The sequence below is a fragment of the Brachybacterium equifaecis genome (assembly GCF_023509525.1).
In the GTDB taxonomy this organism is placed as follows: Bacteria; Actinomycetota; Actinomycetes; order Actinomycetales; family Dermabacteraceae; genus Brachybacterium; species Brachybacterium equifaecis.
Genome location: NZ_JAKNCJ010000002.1, coordinates 334,111 through 352,594 on the forward strand (window position 1 = coordinate 334,111; position 18,484 = coordinate 352,594).

Here is an 18,484-nt window from a genome sequence, read left to right on the forward strand (position 1 = left end):
CGGGATCGTTCGCCCGTGCACTATTCCCCAGTGGGCGAAGCTCGTAGTTCGGGGTAGTTGCCCCATCTCGAGTTGGTGCGCGCGGCATGCCTGACTGCTGTGTTGATGTTGATGCCGAGCATGTCTGCAACGACGCTGGCCGGCACAGTTTGCACGAGGTGGTCGATCCGGGCCTGCTGGATCTCTCGGGCATGGATCTTGTGCGGGACGAGGTGGAGGGCGACGCTGGCTTCGCTGACGTGGCAGTGAGGCGTGGCCCCGGGAAAGAGCCAATCTGGTCCGCCGTCGAGGTAGGGCCGCCGAGTGCTCAGCTCCTCGAGATGATGCCGCAGCAGCGCGGCGATGGGGATGGGAAGGGTGAGTGGAGTCCGTCCCAGCGCGATCCGCATCGTCTCGTCATCCGTGACGTCCGAGCGGCGCAGGCGGACACAGTCGCTGATCCGCTGGGCGAACACGAGGACGAGCAGGCCGATGAGGCGACTTCCCAGCGGGATGGACTCATCATCGACGAGCTGGTCGACCTTGGCCCAGAGGATGTCGTCGGGGACCGGGGGGCGCGGCGGGGCCGGCTTCCGTCCAGGGATCTGCACCGGATTTGTCAGGCCTTGCCGTATCGCCCAGTTCAGGAACGTGCCAACTGCCGCCTGGGAGTGGTGGTGGGCGAAGAAGCGGTCGACGGAAGCTTGGTCCAGCGATGCCATAGAGAGCCCGTTGGTCTCGAGCCAGGCGAGAAAGTCAGCGATCTTGCGCAGCTCCGTGGAGCGGGTGCTGTAGCTGCTGGGGGTCATGGCTCGGTTCGCGGATCGCTGTCTGATCTTGCGGAGAAGCTCCCAGTGGAAGTACTGGGCGGTGACCGCGCCGTGCTCCCTGGGAAGGTCGGCAATGAAGGCGGTGGCGTGCCTCTCGAGGTCATGGAGCAGTACGTCGATGGCCGGGAGCGTTCCGGCGCTGATGAGCATGCGGCGCAGGTACCGCACGCGAGGTGAGAGCGGGAGAGCATCGAGGGTGGAGTGACTGATCGGAAGTTCGTCGGCGGACATGGCACGAAGCGTCACCCCGACCGGTTCCTTGCGCAGCCATCGCACCACCGCGCGTGGGTCGCGCGCCGTCAGCAGGTGGTCATACAGGGTGGCAAGGCCGGGATGGATGCCGCCGCCCTCGTCTGCGAGGACGTCACGGAGACGCTCGGTCAGCCGACAGGTGCCGCACTGGGATCCGGTGAGTTGTTCCTCGCTTCCGCAGGTGATGCACGCGAACCGTGGGGGCACGCCGGCGCAGGTCGCGCAGACGATGCGTCGGATCGAGTCGTAGAAGGCCAGAACCTTGACCTGATCGCACTCGGGGCAGCGTCCGGGGTGTCGGCGGAGCCTTGAGTAGCAGGCGTTGCAGACGTGCTGCTCGAGGATCGAGTACCTGGCTGCGACGTGACGAGCGCACCTGTCGCAGCCGACCTGGTGGCCATGGGTTCGTCCTGGTCGGTTCACTCGTGCGGGCGGTGCAGCTTGGCGCGGATCGGGCGCAGATCGCCGATCGCCGGTCCAGTGGTGTCTGGAGCGCCGGCTGCTCGGCGTGGGCGCTCGCTCTGGACCTTCGGGATCCCGATGAGGTCGTTGGGGGTGCACTCGAGAATTCGGCAGAGCGCGGCGAACACCTCGACGTTCAGTCTCTCGGGAGTCTTCGTCACCAGGCGGAACACTTGCTCGCGAGAGAGCTGTACTCCCTGGGCGCGCAGCGGCTCGATCAGATCCGTGGTCTGGAACATCCCGGCCGCAGCCATGAGCGGGCGCAGGTTCCAGGTGATCGGCGCGTCAGGGGCGGGAGTCTTCGGCATGGGGTCCTCCATAGATCCGGGAGAGTGCTCGGTTGATCATGCGGTTCTTGAAGTCGTCGCCGACGGAGGTGTAGATCGCGGTCGTCGAGGCGTACGCGTGCCCGACCTGGTCCTGCACGAACTTCTCGGCGTATCCCCACTCGATGAGGTTGGTGACGTACGTGTGGCGCAGAGCGTGCACGCTGAGCTCTGACGGCAGCTCTGCTTCGTCGCGGAGCTGGGCGAAGCGGAGGTCGATGTAGCGCAGCGAGACACGCGTACCTCGCTCGGTCAGCCACAGAGGCCCCGCCGATCCGGCGGTGAAGCGAGGTCGGGCGTGGTCGATCCATTGGGCCAGTCCCTCCGTGATCCAGTCCAGCTCGGGAATCGTGAGTACCGACCGGCGTCGCGGGCCCGAGCCTTGTGCACCCTTGCCCCAGCGCACATCGACAGCACCGAAGCGTCCGAAGCGCGGAGCCACACCGTTGGGCCGCAGGTCCGCCACGTCCAGACCCACAGCCTCAGCCCGACGCAGCCCGTAGGCGTAGATCATCTTGAAGATCTGGGAGTCACGAAGCGCTGCGAGGGCTCCCTTCCGGCCCCGCTGGAGGATCGTCTCGACGCGGCGATCGGCAACGGTGAAGAACTGCTCAATCTCGTCATAGGTAAGTGCTCGCCGCTGCGGACGGCCCTCGTAGTCAACCAGGTGCGCGAGCGTGTTCCACTCGTGGCAGACCTGTTGCGGCGCTGATCCGAAGCGCTCTTCGCAGTCCGCCACCCACCGGTACCGAGGATCGGTGAGGTAGTCGCAGAACAGCCGGATGATGGAGTGATACCCGCGGATCGTGGAGGGGGTCGCCGGCCGCTGTCGAGACTTCGCCTGGGTCGTGTAATCCTCCAAGTCACCCGGCGACCACTCCCACGGATAACGTCCTGCGAACTCCTCGAACCTCCGGATGACCAACTCACGGCTCCCGATCGTCCGCTCAGCGAGTCCTCGACTGCTCTGCTGATCCGCCCAGCCCGAGAGCATCGCCTCGAACACAAAGCGCCCCTCGTCCAGCGCCCGCACGTTGCGAAGCTGGCGAAGTGGTGAGACGCCACGGGGGTCCTGGGCCATCTACCCAGTATTGCATCTACCGCAACAATGATGCACCTAAACCTTGGTTGCGTCGGCTGGCCCGTACCGCCAACACGTCCACGGGCGCTGAGGGGATGGGGTCATCGCCCACGAGCACCTTGGACCGGGACTACGTCTCGATCTCTGAGGTTTGTGCGGCAAGGGTCCGGTCAGTACCGGCTCCCGGCCGCGCGGGGATGACGAGCGGGATGAGCCGGATGAAGACGACCATGGCGACGAGCTCGACGAGCGTCTGGGTCACCACCACGAGAGGAGCAATGTCGAACGCAGCCGGCAAGGCGAGCACCAGTGGCAGAACGACGAGTGAGTTGCGAGTCGCGCCGCTGAAGACGACCGCACGCCTTCCAGGTACGTCGAGGCCTGCAATGCGGCTGGCCAGCATCCCGACCGGCACCATCACTGCAGCGAAGAGGACGTAGACCGGCACCGCCAGGAGCAGTGAACCGAGCCGGGCGCTCACGCCGGAGATCTGCGAAGCGACGACGACCGCCAGCGTCGTGACCATCAGCGGCACCATCCCCGCGGTAGCAACCTGTTCGAGCTTCCTGCCGGCCCGTGACCGGGCAGCGGCGAGCTGGGTCAGTGCCGCGGCCAAGAAGGGAAGCGCGATGATGAGCACGAACGCCTCTACGAACGGCGCGACCTCGATGGAGCTGGCGAACTCCGCGCCCACGAAGAGCCACATGTACAGCGGCAACAGGAGCATCTGAGCGATCATCAGCAACGGTGCCGCAGCCAGGAGCCGCTCCTCGTCGCCGCCCGCGAGGCCGGAGAAGACGATGACGTAATCGATGCAAGGGGTGAGCAGCACGAACAGGACGCCAACGAGGAGTGCCTGGTCGGAGGCGACGATCCTTGAGAGCGGCCAGACGATCAACGGCACCAAGACGAAGTTGACGACGAGGATCGTCGAAAGGAACCGCCAGTCCCGGAACGCCCGCCCGATCCTGCCGAAGGGGATCCCGAGGAACGTGGCGTACAGCAGTAGCGCCAGCACCGGGTGGATCGCCAGCTCCGCAGGATGAGCAACCGCAGGCCAGGCCAATCCAACGATGGCCCCGAGAGCCAGGCCCGCCACGTAGAGCACCACCTGGTGCCGCTCCATCCATTCCACGCTCGCGCGCATGAGTCTCCTTAGGTTCCTTCTCGTACCAGTGCTGGATGCGCAATCGCATCCAGGGTCGAGCGGCCTGGGTCAGGACCCGCTGTTCTATCCGTTCTGCGGTGGCAGTGCGGCGACGATCGGGTGATCCTTGCGGATCATGCCCAGCTTCATTGCCCCGCCGGGCGAGCCGATCTCGTCGAAGAACTCGATGTTGGCTTGGTAGTAGTCGGACCACTGGTCGGGCAGGTCGTCCTCGTAGTAGATCGCCTCGACGGGGCAGACCGGCTCGCAGGCTCCGCAGTCGACGCACTCGTCGGGGTGGATGTAGAGCATTCGCTGCCCCTCGTAGATGCAGTCGACCGGGCACTCATCGATGCACGCACGGTCCTTCACATCCACGCAGGGCGGCGCAATCACATACGTCATACCCAGGACGTTAAACCTTGAACCCAGGTTGAAGGTCAAGCCGGAGCCCCCTATGGTCGGAGCATGAGGATTTCCGAGGTCGCCGAGCGCACAGGAGTGCCCACGAGCACGCTGCGCTACTACGAGCGGCTCGGTATCCTCACCGCGCACAGGAGCGCCAACGGATACCGGGACTTCGACGTGGGCCACCTGGAGCGCTTGGACTTCATCGCTTCGGCGAAGCGGCTCGGCCTCGAGTTGCCCGAGATCCGCCGCCTCCTCGACCTCGCGGACAACGGCACCTGCACGGGAGTCAAGGCCACGCTCCAGCCACTGTTGGCCATGCAGATCACCGCTGTCGAGAAACAGCTGCGAACCCTGATTGACCTGCAAGGACAGTTACATAAGGCGCAGGCTCACGTCGACGCTTGCCCGGACAGCGACGAGCGCTGCCGGTCGGAGTGCGCGTTCAGGGCATTCGCCGGGCACTAGGAAGCCAAGCGACTCACGAACACCAGGGTTGCATCTGATCAATAATGCTCAGACCTCTCGCGCTCGCGAAGTTCCCGCACACGAGCGACCGTTGGGACGTGATGGCCTGGGAGATGACGGCGCTGGATCTTCTGGAAGCGGCGGGCATCGAGGTGCCGTCTCGCCGTCTGGTCCGAGTCGGCGAGCGCAGCGTGCTGGTGCTGCGGCGCTTCGATCGCACCGAGAGCGGCGGCCGCGTCGGATACATCAGCGCGATGACGGCCCTGGGCGCGGACGACGGTGATCACCGCGACTACGCGGATATCGCCGCAGCGATGCTCGATCTCTCCCGCTCGCCGAAGGCCGATCATCACGCGCTCTTCGACCGTGTCGTGGCGAGCATCGCGCTCGGCAACACCGACGATCACCTCCGCAATCACGGGTTCCTCGCCGACCAGGGCTTCTGGAGGCTCAGCCCCGCCTTCGACGTGAATCCGACTCCGGATCCGTGGCGCCAGCGATCCACCACCATCCTCGGGGCGGACGCCCCGCCGGACGAGGCCGAGGCTCTCCTCCCCTTCGCCGATGAATGCAGCCTGGGACAGGAGTCGGCTCGAGCGAGGATGCTTCGGATCGGGACCGCGATCAGCGGGTGGAGGGCAGCAGCCCAGAGGAACGGCGTGCCGGACAGCGAGCTCACCCTGTTCGCAGAAGCGATCGACACCCGGCTCGCTGCCCTCAGAGCCGTCGCTGAGGGCTGAGCGGGCTGGATGGATCGCCGCCTGGTGCCGGCATCGCCGATCTGCACATTCTGCGGCGAGCGCCGATCCTCACCCTTCCCCGGGATTCCCCTCCTGCAGCGTCCGATACAGCGCGAGCGCGAGCCCTGTCCGATCCCGCTGATCGAGCTTGCGCAGCAGCGCGGAGACGTGGTTCTTGACCGTCCCCTCGGCGAGCACGAGCCGGGCGGCGATCTCGGCGTTGGTGAGGCCCTCGGCGACGAGCTCCGCCACAGCGCGCTCGGCACGTGTGAGCACCGCCAGCGGATCGGGCGCGGCGGCCTGCCCGCGGGTCATCGCGATCCGTGCGACGCGAGGATCGATGACCATGCCGCCGTCGGCAGCAGCCCGAATCGCGCCTGCGAGCGCATCGGTCGAAGTGTCTTTCAGGAGGAACCCTGCAGCTCCAGCGGTCAGCGCACCACGCACCAGATCCTCATCGTCGAAGGTCGTCAGCACGAGGACGGGAAGGCCCGGATGCAGGGTGCGGCACTGCGCAGTGAGTTCGATGCCGTCCATGCCCGGCATGCGCGCATCGGTCAGGACTACGTCGGGCAGGTCGCGGCGCAGGAGCGCGAGCGCCTCGGCGCCGTCGGCGGCCTCGGCCGCCACCTCGATGCCGTCGGCCGTGGAGAGCAGGAGGGAGAGTCCGCGCCGCAGCAGCTGCTGGTCATCGACGAGCAGCACGCGCACCGGCGTCGGCCCGTCTCCGCGCAGGGCATCCGTCTCCTCCTCATACCCGGGCATTGTCATCGCACACCGCCCTTCTGCGCCGGCACTCCTGCAGTGGCGAGCCCGGCGGTCGGGATCTCGATCGACAGCACCACCTCGTCGCCTGCTCGCCGCGCCTGGACCGAGCCGCCGAGCGCCGTGGCGCGCTCAGCCAGCCCCCGCAGGCCGAAGCCGGGTGCGAGAGGCCCCTCCGGCAGAGATTCTCGGGCGGCGGCGTCGAGGTCGCTGGTGATCTCGAGCCGGACCGTCTGCTCGCTGCGCCCGGTGGTGATGCAGACCCGTCGAGCGCGGCCGTGGCGCAGAGCGTTGGTGAGCCCTTCCTGCACGGCCCGGTAGAGCAGCAGCTCCGCGTCCTCGCTCATCGTCACCACGAACGGGTCGCTCGCGTGCGCGACGCTCACCTCGAGCCCGGTTCCTCGGAACGACTCCGCGATCGCATTGATCGCGAGCAGGCCCGTCGCGTCAGGGTCGCGCACGGGGCTGAGCGCGCGCACCCAGGTGCGCATCTCCACCATCGCCTCAGCCGCGGTCGTGCGGGCCGTCGCGATCTCCGCTCGCGCTCCGCTCGGATCGCGCTCGCCGACTCGCTCGGCGTACTCGAGGCTCATGCCGATCAGGGTCAGGCGATGGCCGAGGGTGTCGTGCAGTTCGCGCGCTGACCGGGCCCTCTCCTCGGCGAGGACGAGCTCCTTCTGCGTATCGGCCATGCGGCGCTGTCGCTCCATCGCCGCGGCCAGATCCTCCGTCGTCTGCTGGTAGCCGTGCCACAGCGCCCCGATGGCGGCTCCGAAGGTGCCGAGCACCGCGAGCGCGAGGGCATTGATGACGATCGTCGCCGCATCGGAGCCGATCTGCACGTGGCCGACTGCTGCATCGATCCCGAGCAGCAGCGCGGCGAGAAGCCCCGCCACCGGTCCGATGTCCACGACCACCAGGGCGAGGGCGAGCAGGAGCGCCGGGATATCGAAGCCGAGGTGGCCTCCGCCGTCGGCGAGCACGAGGATCAGCAGCACCGCAGCCGACAGGACGCCGCGGGCCGCTCCCGGTGCGAGGCGTGCGCGGACCGTCCAGGTGAGCGCGATGAGCACCGTGGCCGCGAGCAGCGACATCCACGCGATATCGAGGCGCGTGGGGAACACGCCGCCCGTGGCGTCGGCGGCCAGGGCGTACTGGCCGGCTCGCAGTGCGAGGCACAACAGCGCCGTGATCTGCAGCGCGGGGAGCACCCAGGCCGGGACGGGGCGGCCGTGCGGGGCTGACGAGGAGGGCACGCCTCCACTCTAGGGAGCGCAGGCGGTCTCGCACCCATGACCGTGGTCATGGGTCGGCGGTCGCAGAGAGGACGACGGGCACATGAGCGCCGCTGCGGCAGAACCTAACGTCGAGGTCATGACGAGAACCGAGACGTCTGCCCCTTCGACTGCCCCGGGCCTCCACCCCGAGCGCTCCCCTGCCCCGCGCCTGCCGGTCTGGGCCCGGGTGCTGCTGACGATCCTCGCCCTCGTGGTGACCCCGAGCGGCGTCGCCCTCCCGTACTACGCGCTCCTGATGGCCGCAGGGATCCCGCTCGACGAGCCCGGCGCTGTCGATCCCGGCCTCGAGCTCCTGCTCTTCGCGGGGCAGTGCGTGCTCACCCTCGGCGTCTATCTGCTGCTCTCGTGGGCGCTGATGCGGGGCCTGGACCGACGGCCATTCCGGGCGCTCGGCCTCGCGCTGAACCAACGCGCCGCCGTCGGGCTCGCGGCGGGGATGGGGATCTCGCTGGCGGCGCTGCTGCTCAGCCAGGGCCTCTCCGCCGTGGCCGGCTGGGGGCGCGAGATGGAGCTGCCGGCGTTCGCCGCGGAGCCGGTGTGGGTGATCGTTCTCTACATGGTCCTGCTGGCATTCGTGCTGCAGGGCATCGGCGAGGAAGTGCTGTTCCGCGGCTACCTGCTGCGCTCACTGTCACGCCGCCCGCATCTCGCCGTGATGGTGAGCGCCGCGGCGTTCATGCTTCCCCATCTCCGCTCCAGCGGCGGTCAGCAGAGCGCGCTCGAGCACGTCGTCTACCTGACGATCCCGTTCGCGTTCGGCCTCTCCGCGGGGTACCTGGCCCTCGCGGTCGGCTCCGTGTGGGCCGCCATCGGCATCCACGCAGGGTTCCATGTCGCCACCGCAGTCGGCGTCGCCATGGGGCTCAGCCTCGAGGGGCCTGCACCCTGGCTCACGGTCGCGGTTCTGCACGGGCTCGCAGCGCTCGTCATCGCCCGGCGCATCCCGGCGTCGCGGTACGCGCAGATCCGTGCCGAAGGGCCCTACGGGGTCTGAGGCATCCAGCTCAGTAGTACACCGCGAGCGGCCCGTCGGGCCCGTGGATCACCTTCACCTCGGTGTCGAACACGCCCGTGAGCACCTCCGGCGTCATCACCTCGGCGGCGGGACCGTGCTCGACGACCTGCCCGTCCTTCATCGCGCAGATGCGCTGGGCGTAGCGGCCGGCGAAGTTGATGTCGTGCAGGACGATCACGATGGTGCGGTCCAGCTCGCGCGCGGCGGCCTCGAGGCGGCGCATCATCTGCACGCTGTGCTGCATGTCGAGGTTGTTCAGCGGCTCGTCCAGCAGCAGGTACTCGGTCTCCTGGGCGAGCACCATCGCCACGCACGCCCGCTGGCGCTGGCCGCCGGAGAGCTCGTCGAGGTAGCGGCCCTCGAGACCGCCGAGGTCCAGGAAGTCGATGGCCTCGGAGACCGCGCGCTCGTCGGCAGCGGTCAGTCGGCCCCGCGAGTACGGGAAGCGGCCGAAGCCGACGAGCTGGCGCACGGTGAGGCGGGTGACGAAGTGGTTCTCCTGGCGCAGGATCGACAGCACGCGCGCGAGGTCCCCGCTCTTCGCCTTGGCGACATCGAGCCCGCCCACCTCGATGGTCCCGGCATCCGGCGCCTGGAGCCGACCCATCATCGTCAGCAGCGTCGACTTCCCGGCGCCGTTCGGGCCGACGAGTGCGGTGATGCCGCCCTTCGGGATCTCGAGGGTCACGGGGCCGATGGTGGCGTGCTCCCCGTAGCTCTTGACGACGTCGCGGCACTGGATCATAGCCGGCCCTTCCGGAGGATGACGATGAGGAATGCGGTGCCGCCGACCAGCTCGATGATGATCGAGACGACGCCCTGCGCACCGAACACGTGGTCCATCACGAGATAGGCGCCGGCGAGGGTCACGAAGCCGAGCAGCATCGCCATCGGCAGCACGAAGCGATGATCGTGGGTGCCGGCGGCCTGATAGGCGAGGGTCGCGACGAGGAAGCCGAAGAAGGTCATCGGGCCCACCAGCGCGGTGGAGACGGAGATCAGCACCGAGACCAGGATCAGCACCAGGATCAGGGAGCGCCGGTGCGGCAGGCCGAGATTCACCGCGGTGTCGCGCCCGAGCGCCAGCACGTTCAGTCGGCGCGAGAGCAGCAGCAGCGCTCCCCCGGCGACGACGACGATCGGGATCGCGATCGGCAGGTAGTCCGACTGGGCGTTGGTGACCGAGCCGAACATCCGCGCGGTGAGCACGTCGAACTCGCTGGGCGAGAGCATGCGGCGCATGAAGGTCGAGATGGAGCCGAGCCCTCCGCCGATGACGATGCCGACCAGCAGCATCACCTGCATGCTCGCCCGCCTGCCCGTCAGCAGCGTGCCGTAGAGCAGGGTCGCGAGCAGCACCATCGCCGCGATCTGCAGGATGAACTGCGCGGTGCCCTGCAGGGCGAGGATGCCCGTGACGCCGAGAGTGAAGACGGCGGTGGTCTGGATCGCCCCGTAGAGGGACTCGAAGCCCATGATCGAGGGCGTGAGGATGCGGTTCTCGGTGACCGTCTGGAAGGCGACGGTCGCGAGCGCCTGGGAGACGGCGACGATCGCCATCACCACGACCGAGGTGATCCGCAGCTTCGCGATCAGCCAGAACCCGCGAGTGCCGGGGTCCATGGGGTTGTCCCAGGCGATCGTGCCCCAGGCGAGGACGAGGGTGAGGGCGATGAGCAGGCCGAGCACCACGGCGAAGCGGGTGCGGGTGCGGCGGTCGGCGAAGCCGCCTGCGGCGCGCTCAGCGTCCGGGCGCAGGGCGATGCGCGAGCCTACGGGGGCGCTGGGGGAAGCCGTCATGCCCGCCTCACCTCCGCGGTCGCTGCCGCAGCAGCAGGACGATGAACACGGCGGCGCCGACGACCCCGAGGATGAGGGACACCGGGATCTCGAACGGCATGATGATCGTGCGCCCGATGAGGTCGCACACCGTCACCACCGCGATGCCCAGCAGGCACACCCACGGCAGGTTCGAGCGCAGGTCATCGCCGCGGAGCATCGAGACGATGTTCGGCACGATCAGCCCGAGGAACGGCAGGTTGCCGACGACGACCGTCACCACCCCGGTCGCGATCGCGATGAGGCCCGTGCCGAGCAGCACGACCCGGCGATAGTCCAGGCCGATGTTCGTGGCGATCTCCTCGCCGAGCCCGGCGACGGTGAAGCGGTCGGCTGCGATGAACACGGCGATGACCACGACCAGCACCACCCACAGCACCTCGTACTGGCCCTTGATGACGGGGGTGAAGCTGCCGGCGAACCAGATGCCGAGCGTCTGGAGGGCATCGAACCGCAAGGCCACGTAGGTGGAGATCGAGGAGACGACCGCGCCGAGCATCAGCCCGATGATCGGCACGATCAGCGAGGAGCGCAGTCGCACCTGGCGCAGGAACAGGAAGAACACCATCGTGCCGGCGAAGGCGGCGAGGATCGCTCCGCCCATGGTCGCCAGCAGCCCGGCTCCGGGGAACAGGACCATCATCGCGATCAGCCCGAGACCCGCCCATTCGGTGGTGCCGGTGGTGGAGGGCTCGACGAACTTGTTCTGCGTGAGCAGCTGCATGACGAGCCCCGACATGGCCATCGCGGCGCCAGCGAGGACAAGCGCGATCGTGCGCGGGATGCGCGTGATCGCGAACATCTCGCGGCCGTCCTCGGCCCCGAAGACGTCGTAGACGCCGGTGACCAGGGAGAGTCCGAGCAGCACCAGCACTGCGAGGATCCCCAGCAGCAGCGACGGCTCGATGAGCCGCCGCTGCTGCTGGGTGGGGACTGCAGTGCTCAGCGCTTCGCCTCCATGGCGTCGGCCAGGGAGTTCAGGAACTCGGTGTACGTCTGGATGCCTTCGTTGGTGTACGTGTCGGCGGGCATGTAGACGACGTTCCCCTGCTGCACGGCGGTGACGCCCTGCAGCGCGGCCGAGCCCGCGAGCACCTTGTCCGCGGGCTGGAACGCCGGGTCGTCGGCCGAGACGGCGGCGTCTCGATCCATCACCAGGATCCAGTCGGGGTTCGCCTCGGCGATCGCCTCGACGGAGACGTCATCGCCCTCGTGGTCATCGCTCTCGCCCTCGACCTCGAGCGCGGGGATGAGACCGAGCAGGGGGTAGAGCGGGCCGATGGTGCGGCCGATGGTCGGCGCGATGAAGCCGAGCGTGCCGCCGGAGGAGTTGAGCGCCATGACGCGCTGCGCAGGGTCGTAGGCGGCCTTCGCCCGGGCGACGGCGGCGTCGAGCTCCTCGCCGAGCGTCGCGGCCTCGGACTCCTTGCCGAAGATCTGCCCGAGGACGCCGACGGCGCGCTTCAGCTCTGCATCCAGCGGCTCGTCCTCCAGAGGATCGAGCGTCACGAGCGCCGCATCGGGGGCGAGCTGCGCGAGCTGCTCCTGGTACTGGGCGAAGCGGCCGCCGTTGAGGATGAGGTCGGGCTCGGCGGCGACGACCGCCTCGAGATCGGGCTCGCGGTGGGTGCCGAGGTCGACGATCGACTCGTCATCGCGGTAGGCGATCGTAGAGGGCATGAGCGCGCGCGGCGCGGCCGCGAGCGCGACGCCCCAGTCCGAGAGGGTCTCGAACAGGCGGTTGTCGGTGGCGACCACGGACTTCGGGGGGACGGCGACCGTGACGGATCCGGTGTTGTCCTCGACGGTGACAGTGCCCGCTGCAGAGGCGGAGCCGCCGGCGTCGCTGCCGCCCGAGGCGGCGCTGTCGGAGTCGGAGGTGCACGCGGCGAGCGCCAGGCTCAGGAATCCGGCGGTGCCGACGAGGGCGCTGCGACGCGTGAGTCCTCGGCGGCGAGCCGGGAGAGGGCGGAGGAGATCGGACATGGGCATCCCTTTCACAGAGGCGACGACCCGGGGTGGCCGGGTCGCGGGGGTGCTCGGTGGGCGACCCGAACAGGCGGTGCAACTGCCCGCGGAATTTCGCAAGGCATGCCTAACCTAATCCGAACCGCTGGGATCTCCAAGTGACGTTCGTCCCGCCAGCGTCAGATCGAGATGCGCGAGACCCCCGGAGCAGAGGTTCCGGGGGTCGGCGGCACGGAGCGCGAGAAGCGTCTGTCAGAGATGAGCGGCCGGGCCCATCAGGCCTGGGCAGAGGCCCGGAGGCGCGCCTCGAGCCCGTCGCGCACACCGGGCCACTCGCTCTCCAGGATCGAGAAGTAGTCGGCGTCGGCGACGGTGCCGTCGGCCGCGCGGCGGAAGCGGCGCAGGGTGCCCTCGAAGGTCGCACCGAGCTTCAGGATCGCGGCGCGGGAGCGGGCGTTGCGGTGATCGCAGCGCAGGGCGACGCGCCCGACGCCGAGCTCGCCGAAGGCGTGGTCGAGCAGGAGCAGCTTGCACGTGGGGTTCACGGCGCTCCCCCACGCCTCGCGCGCATAGATCGTGTGGCCGATCTCGACCTTCAGTCCGGGGACGAGATCGTAGAGCGTGGTGCGGCCGACGAGCCGGCCGTCCTGCTCGACCGCGAAGGCGAGCTGCGCGGGGGCCTCGATCAGCGTGCCGAGGTGCTCGGCCATCGCCTCGTCGGTCGCGGGCAGCGGGACCGACATCCCCGCCCAGCTCTCCTCGTCCACGAGCGCGCGGAACGCGGAGGCGTCCTCGCGCGCGAGCGGGCGCAGCACGATCGCGCCGCGCTGCAGGCGCAGGTCGTGCTTCACGCGGAGGTGACGACCTCGACGCGCTGGAACTCCTTGAGGTCCAGGTAGCCGGTCGTCGCCATCGCGTGGCGAAGGGCGCCGATGAGGTTGGTGGTGCCGTCGGCCGCGAGCCCCGGGCCGAACAGGATCTGCTCGAGCGGGGCGGCGGTGCCGACCTCCACGCGGTGCCCGCGCGGCAGGGTCTGATGGTGCGCCTCGCTGCCCCAGTGGAAGCCCCGGCCCGGCGCCTCCTCAGCGCGAGCGAGAGCGGCGCCGACCATGAGCCCGTCGGCCCCGCAGGCGATCGCCTTGACGAGATCGCCGGACTTCCCGAGGCCGCCGTCGGCGATGACGTGCACGTAGCGGCCGCCGGACTCGTCCATGTAGTCGCGGCGCGCCGCGGCGACGTCGGCCACGGCGGTCGCCAGCGGCACCGAGATCCCGAGGGTCTCGCGAGTGGTGTGCGAGGCGCCGCCGCCGAAGCCGACGAGCACGCCCGCCGCACCCGTGCGCATCAGGTGCAGGGCGGCGGTGTAGGTCGCGCAGCCGCCGACGATAACCGGGACGTCGAGCTCGTAGATGAAGCGCTTGAGGTTCAGGGGCTCGCGGTCGCTCGAGACGTGCTCCGCGGAGACGGTCGTGCCGCGGATGACGAACAGGTCCACCCCGGCGTCGACGACGGTCTTCCAGTGCTCCTGCGTGCGCTGGGGGGAGAGCGAGCCGGCGACGGTGACGCCGGCGTCGCGGACCTCGCGGATGCGCTGGGTGATCAGCTCGGGGCGGATCGGCGCGGCGTAGGCCTCGCGCAGCACCTCTACGACGTCCTCCTCGGAGGCGGTGGTGATGCGCTCGAGCTGCGCGGTCGGATCCTCGTGTCGGGTCCAGAGGCCCTCGAGATCGAGCACGCCGAGCCCGCCGGCCTTGCCGAGGGCGATCGCGGTGGCCGGGGAGACGACCGAGTCCATGGGCGCCGCGAAGATCGGGATGTCGAAGTGGTAGGCGTCGACCTGCCACTCGGTGGAGACGTCCTCCGGGTCGCGGGTGCGGCGCGAGGGCACCACTGCCACATCATCGAAGCTGTAACCCCGGCGTCCCCGCTTGTTGCGGCCGATCTCGATCTCGCTCATCACCCCTCCACTCTACCTGCGACGCTTCCGCCAGCCCTGGCCCGGTCGCTCAGAGCGGCCAGGTCAGGGGGACGTCGGCCGGCTTCCCGCGCGAACGCAGGTAGTCGTTGAAGTTCTCGGCCCAGGCGCGGTGCCAGGCGATCTGCTCCTGGTGCAGGCCCGCCAGCGGGGATTCCGCCACGCGCGGGTGCGCGGCAGCGATCGCGCGCAGCACGTCGATCGTCGCGGAGACGTCCACATCCGCGGTGTGCATGGTGCCGTCGGTCTGCACACCGTAGTGCGCCATGACGTCGCCGAGGGTGCGCTTGCCCTTGCGATAGCGGTCCACGCCGCGATCGATCACCAGCGGGTCGAGCACCGGGGCGATGTCATGGCCGAGGCGCTCGGCGAGAGTCGGCAGGCCCAGGCGCCGCAGCTCGTTCTCCAGGATCGCGAGGTCGAACCCGCCGTTGAACGCGACGATCGGGACGTCCTTCCCGAGGGCCTCCGCGAGGAGGGAGGCGACCTCGTCGAGCGCGTCGGCGCTGCGCATCCCGTGCTCGCGCGCGTGGGCGGTGCTGATCCCGTGCACGCGCTGGGCTGCCTGCGGGATCTCCATCTCCGGGTCGATCAGCCAGGTCGCCACGGTCTCGTTCTCCCGGCCGGGGCCGACGGAGTGCACGAGCGCCGCGGTGACGATGCGGTCGCGGGTGACGTCGGTGCCGGTCGTCTCCGTGTCGAAGCCGAGGAGGGGCGATTCGATCCAGCTGCCAGGTGCGGAGGTGCGGGTTGCGCTCATGGGAGCCACTGTAGGCGGACCCTCCGACAGTCGAGCCGGGCCGCGGGGCCCGCGGGCGCGCGGATAGGATCGTCCTTCGCACCGGACAGAGCGGGCATCACGGATGCCGGCGGTCCCCCGGCCGAGAGGACACCCGATGGCAGAGCCCGAGCACGGCCGCGTGCCAGGCAGCCCGGCAGATCCCTCGGATGTCCCTGCCCCTGCCAACACCCCCGCGCCGGCTCCCGCCCCCTCCCCTGCCGACGACCTCGCCGATGAGAGCGCCGTGCGGGCGGCGCGCTGGCGCCAGCCCCTCTGGGGCGACGGCCCGGTGGACGCGTGGGGCACGGCTTCTGCCGACGAGTCGACGGTCGGGCCGGAGCTTCCGGCGGAGCCCGACGTCAACCCCGCCGGGCATCCCAGCACCGACTCCACCGGAGATTCGGAGTTCGAGAACCGTGCCGACGGCGCGGCCAGCGCGGCTGCCCCTGCGGCGACAGCCTCCGACGACGTGATGGAATCGCGAGTCCTGCGCTGGGTCGGGACGCCGATCGCGCCACTCGCGCAGGAGCGGGCAGAGGCTGAGACGGATGTGGATGCACATTCGGGTTCGGAAGCAGAAGCGGAAGCGATAGCGGCAGCGGACGCGGTTCTCGAGACTGCCCCTGCGACCCCACTGCAGGCACCGCCTCGCGCCCTCGTGCCCCCGACGCCGTCGGCCGCCTCCCCCACGGGCCGACCCCCGGCCGGGCCTGTCCCCACCGCGGTGCCCGCCGCCTCATCGGCCCCCTCCCTCGCCGAGGCCACCCAGTCATGGGGACCGCGCATCCTGGCTGCAGCACTGCTGGCGACCGGGCTCGGGACGCTGCTCGCCCTGCTGGTGCTCGGCGGGGCGATCGGAACTCAGGCCTCCGCCAAGCTCTCGCCGATGCAGGAGATCACCGCCGGACAGCCTGCCGCGATCGGGCCAGGGCGCTACGCGGTCCTCGCCTTCTCCTCGGACGAGACCGCGCGCGCGTGCACCGTCGACGCTCCTGGCGCGGCTTCGGAGGAGACCCTCTTCCACGTCACGATCGGGCGCACCCAGTACCGCACGCTCGAGGTGATCCGCGCCGGCGACCCCACGACCCTCATCGTCACCTGCGGCGATGCTCCCTCGGCACTGCGCCTCACCCGCATGTCCGTGTGGCCAGGGGTGGCGGTGCGCCTCCTCATGCTCGCCGCAGGCCTCGCCCTGCTCGCCTCGGGCGCGGCGCTGCTGGGCGCGCTGCGACCCCTGCGGCCGGCTCTCGAGCGGCTGCGGCGCTGAGCCGCTGGCGAGCCGCGCTGCTCGCGCCTCCAAGGCCCCCCGCTGTCGGCCCCGCCCAGATCAGGCCAGCGAGATCGCCTTTTCGTGCCAGATAGTGGCACAGAAAGGCGGTCTCGCGAACGCGCACCGGCTGCAGAGCACCGCGCGCGAGGCGGAGCTGACCGCAGGTGACGCGACACCGACGTCCTGTTCCACTTTCTGGAACAGGACGTCGGTCTCGCGGGGAATGCCGGGGCCGACGGCGGTGGCAGCGGCCCGCATGCAACGAGATCGTGATCCTGTGCCAGTTCTTGGCACAGGATCACGATCTCGTAGGAAGGAGGCTCAGCCGCTCAGCCGCCCAGCCGCTCAGCCGCGCAGCCGCTCAGCGTGCGGTGTAGTTCGGCGCCTCGACGATCGCGGCCATGTCGTGGGGGTGGGACTCCTTGAGGCCGGCAGCGGTGATGCGCACGAACTGGCCCTTCTCCTTGAGCTCGCCCACCGTGTGCGCGCCGACGTAGAACATCGACTGCGCGAGGCCGCCTGCGAGCTGGTGCACGACGGTGCCGAGCGGGCCGCGGTACGCGACGCACCCCTCGATGCCCTCGGGCACGATCTTGTCGTCGCTCTCGACGTCGGCCTGGAAGTAGCGGTCCTTCGAGAAGGACTTCTTGCCGCGCGAGGCCATCGCGCCGAGCGAGCCCATGCCGCGGTAGGCCTTGAACTGCTTGCCGTTCTGCAGCACCACCTCGCCCGGGGACTCCTCGGTGCCGGCGAGCAGCGAGCCCAGCATGACGGTGTCGGCGCCGGCGACGAGCGCCTTGGCGATGTCGCCCGAGTACTGCAGTCCGCCGTCGCCGATGAGCGGCACGCCCGCGGGGTCGCAGGCCTTGGACGCCTCGTGGATCGCGGTGATCTGGGGGACGCCGACACCCGCGACGACGCGCGTGGTGCAGATCGAGCCGGGGCCCACGCCCACCTTGACCGCGTCGGCCCCGGCGTCGACGAGCGCCTGCGCGCCCGCGCGGGTGGCGACGTTGCCGCCGATGATCTGGACGCCGTCGAAGGCGCGGTCGGCCTTCAGCGAGCGGATCATCTCGAGCGCGAGGCGGGCGTGGCCGTTGGCGGTGTCGACGACGAGGACGTCGGCCCCCGCCTCCATCAGCGCGCCCGCGCGGTCGCGAGAATCGCCGAAGAAGCCGACCCCTGCGCCGACGAGGAGGCGGCCCTGCGCGTCCTTCGAGGCGTTCGGGAATTGCTCGGACTTCACGAAGTCCTTGACGGTGATGAGGCCGCGCAGGATGCCGGCGGCGTCGACGAGCGGAAGGCGCTCGCGCTTGTTCTTGCGCAGGAGAGCGGTGGCCTGCTCGGGGGTGACGTCCTCCGGGGCGGTGAACAGCTCGCGGGTCATCACCTCGCCGACCTTCGTGCTGGCCCACTCGGCCACGGGGATGAAGCGCAGGTCGCGGTTGGTGCAGATGCCGAGCAGCAGACCGGCCTCATCGACGACCGGCAGGCCGGAGACGCGGAACTGCCCGCACAGGGAGTCGAAGTCCTCGAGGGTGGCGTCCGGGCCGATGGTCACGGGGTTCGTGATGCGGCCGGTCTGGGTGCGCTTGACGAGGTCGACCTGGTGAGCCTGGTCCTCGATCGAGAGGTTGCGGTGGAGGATGCCGATGCCGCCGAGGCGCGCCATCGCGATCGCCATGCGGGACTCGGTGACGGTGTCCATCGCCGCGCTCGCGAGCGGCGTGCGCAGGGTGATCTCCTTGGTCAGACGGCTGGAGGTGTCCACCTCGGAGGGGATCACGTCCGTCTCCCCCGGCAGGAGGAGGACGTCGTCGTAGGTCAGGCCGATGAAACCGAAGGGATCCGCGCTCGTCATGGATCGATGCTACTCGGCG

The 18,484-nt window shown here is 69.6% G+C and carries 19 protein-coding genes; 4 read left to right on the top strand and 15 right to left on the bottom strand.

The window, feature by feature from the left end:
• Positions 1-20: 20 nt before the first annotated feature.
• The 5 genes from Bequi_RS06035 to fdxA form a co-directional block, all read right to left on the bottom strand.
• Positions 21-1,268 (bottom strand): site-specific integrase, encoded by a 1,248-nt coding sequence (locus Bequi_RS06035; RefSeq protein ID WP_249737054.1) that lies wholly within the window; start codon positions 1,266-1,268, stop codon positions 21-23.
• Positions 1,269-1,480: 212 nt separating this feature from the next.
• A complete protein-coding gene (locus Bequi_RS06040) occupies positions 1,481-1,831 on the bottom strand; it encodes a helix-turn-helix domain-containing protein (RefSeq protein ID WP_249737055.1) in 351 nt (116 codons plus the stop codon).
• Positions 1,809-2,930, bottom strand: coding sequence for a tyrosine-type recombinase/integrase (locus Bequi_RS06045; RefSeq protein ID WP_249737056.1), 1,122 nt, complete (start codon positions 2,928-2,930; stop codon positions 1,809-1,811). The genes Bequi_RS06040 and Bequi_RS06045 overlap by 23 nt, the downstream gene beginning before the upstream one ends.
• A gap of 130 nt (positions 2,931-3,060) precedes the next feature.
• Positions 3,061-4,077, bottom strand: coding sequence for an arsenic resistance protein (locus tag Bequi_RS06050; RefSeq protein WP_017822359.1), 1,017 nt, complete (start codon positions 4,075-4,077; stop codon positions 3,061-3,063).
• Positions 4,078-4,161: 84 nt separating this feature from the next.
• Positions 4,162-4,482, bottom strand: coding sequence for a ferredoxin (gene fdxA / locus Bequi_RS06055; protein ID WP_031306890.1), 321 nt, complete (start codon positions 4,480-4,482; stop codon positions 4,162-4,164).
• A gap of 63 nt (positions 4,483-4,545) precedes the next feature.
• Here fdxA and Bequi_RS06060 point away from each other — a divergent pair, with 63 nt between their 5' ends.
• Both Bequi_RS06060 and Bequi_RS06065 read left to right on the top strand, forming a co-directional pair.
• On the top strand, positions 4,546-4,953 hold the full coding sequence (locus Bequi_RS06060) for a MerR family transcriptional regulator (RefSeq protein ID WP_031306891.1): 408 nt from the start codon (positions 4,546-4,548) through the stop codon (positions 4,951-4,953).
• Between the two features lie 44 nt (positions 4,954-4,997).
• A complete protein-coding gene (locus Bequi_RS06065) occupies positions 4,998-5,693 on the top strand; it encodes a type II toxin-antitoxin system HipA family toxin (RefSeq protein WP_249737057.1) in 696 nt (231 codons plus the stop codon).
• A 69-nt stretch (positions 5,694-5,762) separates the two neighbouring features.
• Here the strand turns inward: Bequi_RS06065 and Bequi_RS06070 are convergent, their stop codons facing one another.
• A complete protein-coding gene (locus Bequi_RS06070; protein WP_347271977.1) occupies positions 5,763-6,464 on the bottom strand; it encodes a response regulator in 702 nt (233 codons plus the stop codon).
• On the bottom strand, positions 6,461-7,714 hold the full coding sequence (locus tag Bequi_RS14365; RefSeq protein WP_249737058.1) for a sensor histidine kinase: 1,254 nt from the start codon (positions 7,712-7,714) through the stop codon (positions 6,461-6,463). The genes Bequi_RS06070 and Bequi_RS14365 overlap by 4 nt, the downstream gene beginning before the upstream one ends.
• A 118-nt stretch (positions 7,715-7,832) precedes the next feature.
• On the opposite strand from Bequi_RS14365, the gene Bequi_RS06080 reads away from it, so the two are divergent.
• A complete protein-coding gene (locus Bequi_RS06080; RefSeq protein WP_249737059.1) occupies positions 7,833-8,750 on the top strand; it encodes a CPBP family intramembrane glutamic endopeptidase in 918 nt (305 codons plus the stop codon).
• Between the two features lie 10 nt (positions 8,751-8,760).
• On the opposite strand, the gene Bequi_RS06085 is transcribed toward Bequi_RS06080, so the two are convergent.
• The 7 genes from Bequi_RS06085 to Bequi_RS06115 all read right to left on the bottom strand — a co-directional run bounded on the left by Bequi_RS06085 (position 8,761) and on the right by Bequi_RS06115 (position 15,313).
• The gene (locus Bequi_RS06085) at positions 8,761-9,516 is read right to left on the bottom strand and encodes an iron ABC transporter ATP-binding protein (protein ID WP_249737060.1); all 756 of its coding nucleotides are present in this window, start codon (positions 9,514-9,516) and stop codon (positions 8,761-8,763) included.
• Positions 9,513-10,571 (bottom strand): iron chelate uptake ABC transporter family permease subunit, encoded by a 1,059-nt coding sequence (locus Bequi_RS06090; RefSeq protein WP_249737061.1) that lies wholly within the window; start codon positions 10,569-10,571, stop codon positions 9,513-9,515. The genes Bequi_RS06085 and Bequi_RS06090 overlap by 4 nt, the downstream gene beginning before the upstream one ends.
• Positions 10,572-10,578: 7 nt before the next feature.
• Positions 10,579-11,556 carry an ABC transporter permease gene (locus Bequi_RS06095; RefSeq protein WP_249737401.1) on the bottom strand — a complete coding sequence of 326 codons (978 nt, stop codon included), beginning with the start codon at positions 11,554-11,556 and terminating at the stop codon, positions 10,579-10,581.
• On the bottom strand, positions 11,553-12,596 hold the full coding sequence (locus tag Bequi_RS06100; protein WP_249737062.1) for a siderophore ABC transporter substrate-binding protein: 1,044 nt from the start codon (positions 12,594-12,596) through the stop codon (positions 11,553-11,555). The genes Bequi_RS06095 and Bequi_RS06100 overlap by 4 nt, the downstream gene beginning before the upstream one ends.
• Before the next feature lie 257 nt (positions 12,597-12,853).
• Positions 12,854-13,429, bottom strand: coding sequence for a GNAT family N-acetyltransferase (locus tag Bequi_RS06105; protein WP_249737063.1), 576 nt, complete (start codon positions 13,427-13,429; stop codon positions 12,854-12,856).
• The gene (locus Bequi_RS06110; RefSeq protein ID WP_249737064.1) at positions 13,426-14,535 is read right to left on the bottom strand and encodes a GuaB3 family IMP dehydrogenase-related protein; all 1,110 of its coding nucleotides are present in this window, start codon (positions 14,533-14,535) and stop codon (positions 13,426-13,428) included. Before Bequi_RS06110 ends, Bequi_RS06105 begins: the two co-directional genes overlap by 4 nt.
• Positions 14,536-14,584: 49 nt before the next feature.
• Positions 14,585-15,313 (bottom strand): exonuclease domain-containing protein, encoded by a 729-nt coding sequence (locus Bequi_RS06115; RefSeq protein WP_249737065.1) that lies wholly within the window; start codon positions 15,311-15,313, stop codon positions 14,585-14,587.
• A 136-nt stretch (positions 15,314-15,449) separates the two neighbouring features.
• Between Bequi_RS06115 and Bequi_RS06120 the strand changes: the two genes are divergently transcribed.
• Positions 15,450-16,601, top strand: a complete 1,152-nt coding sequence (locus tag Bequi_RS06120; protein ID WP_249737066.1) for a hypothetical protein — start codon at positions 15,450-15,452, stop codon at positions 16,599-16,601.
• Positions 16,602-16,965: 364 nt separating this feature from the next.
• On the opposite strand, the gene guaB is transcribed toward Bequi_RS06120, so the two are convergent.
• Positions 16,966-18,465, bottom strand: coding sequence for an IMP dehydrogenase (guaB, locus tag Bequi_RS06125; protein ID WP_249737067.1), 1,500 nt, complete (start codon positions 18,463-18,465; stop codon positions 16,966-16,968).
• Positions 18,466-18,484 lie beyond the last annotated feature (19 nt).

Bases quoted from the DNA above. Each gene is read 5' to 3' on its own strand.
- Bequi_RS06040 (WP_249737055.1), bottom strand. From the start codon at position 1,831: ATGCCGAAGACTCCCGCCCCTGACGCGCCGATCACCTGGAACCTGCGC.
- Bequi_RS06045 (WP_249737056.1), bottom strand. From the start codon at position 2,930: ATGGCCCAGGACCCCCGTGGCGTCTCACCACTTCGCCAGCTTCGCAAC.
- Bequi_RS06050 (WP_017822359.1), bottom strand. From the start codon at position 4,077: ATGCGCGCGAGCGTGGAATGGATGGAGCGGCACCAGGTGGTGCTCTAC.
- fdxA (WP_031306890.1), bottom strand. From the start codon at position 4,482: ATGACGTATGTGATTGCGCCGCCCTGCGTGGATGTGAAGGACCGTGCG.
- Bequi_RS06060 (WP_031306891.1), top strand. From the start codon at position 4,546: ATGAGGATTTCCGAGGTCGCCGAGCGCACAGGAGTGCCCACGAGCACG.
- Bequi_RS06065 (WP_249737057.1), top strand. From the start codon at position 4,998: ATGCTCAGACCTCTCGCGCTCGCGAAGTTCCCGCACACGAGCGACCGT.
- Bequi_RS06070 (WP_347271977.1), bottom strand. From the start codon at position 6,464: ATGACAATGCCCGGGTATGAGGAGGAGACGGATGCCCTGCGCGGAGAC.
- Bequi_RS06080 (WP_249737059.1), top strand. From the start codon at position 7,833: ATGACGAGAACCGAGACGTCTGCCCCTTCGACTGCCCCGGGCCTCCAC.
- Bequi_RS06085 (WP_249737060.1), bottom strand. From the start codon at position 9,516: ATGATCCAGTGCCGCGACGTCGTCAAGAGCTACGGGGAGCACGCCACC.
- Bequi_RS06090 (WP_249737061.1), bottom strand. From the start codon at position 10,571: ATGACGGCTTCCCCCAGCGCCCCCGTAGGCTCGCGCATCGCCCTGCGC.
- Bequi_RS06100 (WP_249737062.1), bottom strand. From the start codon at position 12,596: ATGTCCGATCTCCTCCGCCCTCTCCCGGCTCGCCGCCGAGGACTCACG.
- Bequi_RS06110 (WP_249737064.1), bottom strand. From the start codon at position 14,535: ATGAGCGAGATCGAGATCGGCCGCAACAAGCGGGGACGCCGGGGTTAC.
- Bequi_RS06115 (WP_249737065.1), bottom strand. From the start codon at position 15,313: ATGAGCGCAACCCGCACCTCCGCACCTGGCAGCTGGATCGAATCGCCC.
- Bequi_RS06120 (WP_249737066.1), top strand. From the start codon at position 15,450: ATGGCAGAGCCCGAGCACGGCCGCGTGCCAGGCAGCCCGGCAGATCCC.
- guaB (WP_249737067.1), bottom strand. From the start codon at position 18,465: ATGACGAGCGCGGATCCCTTCGGTTTCATCGGCCTGACCTACGACGAC.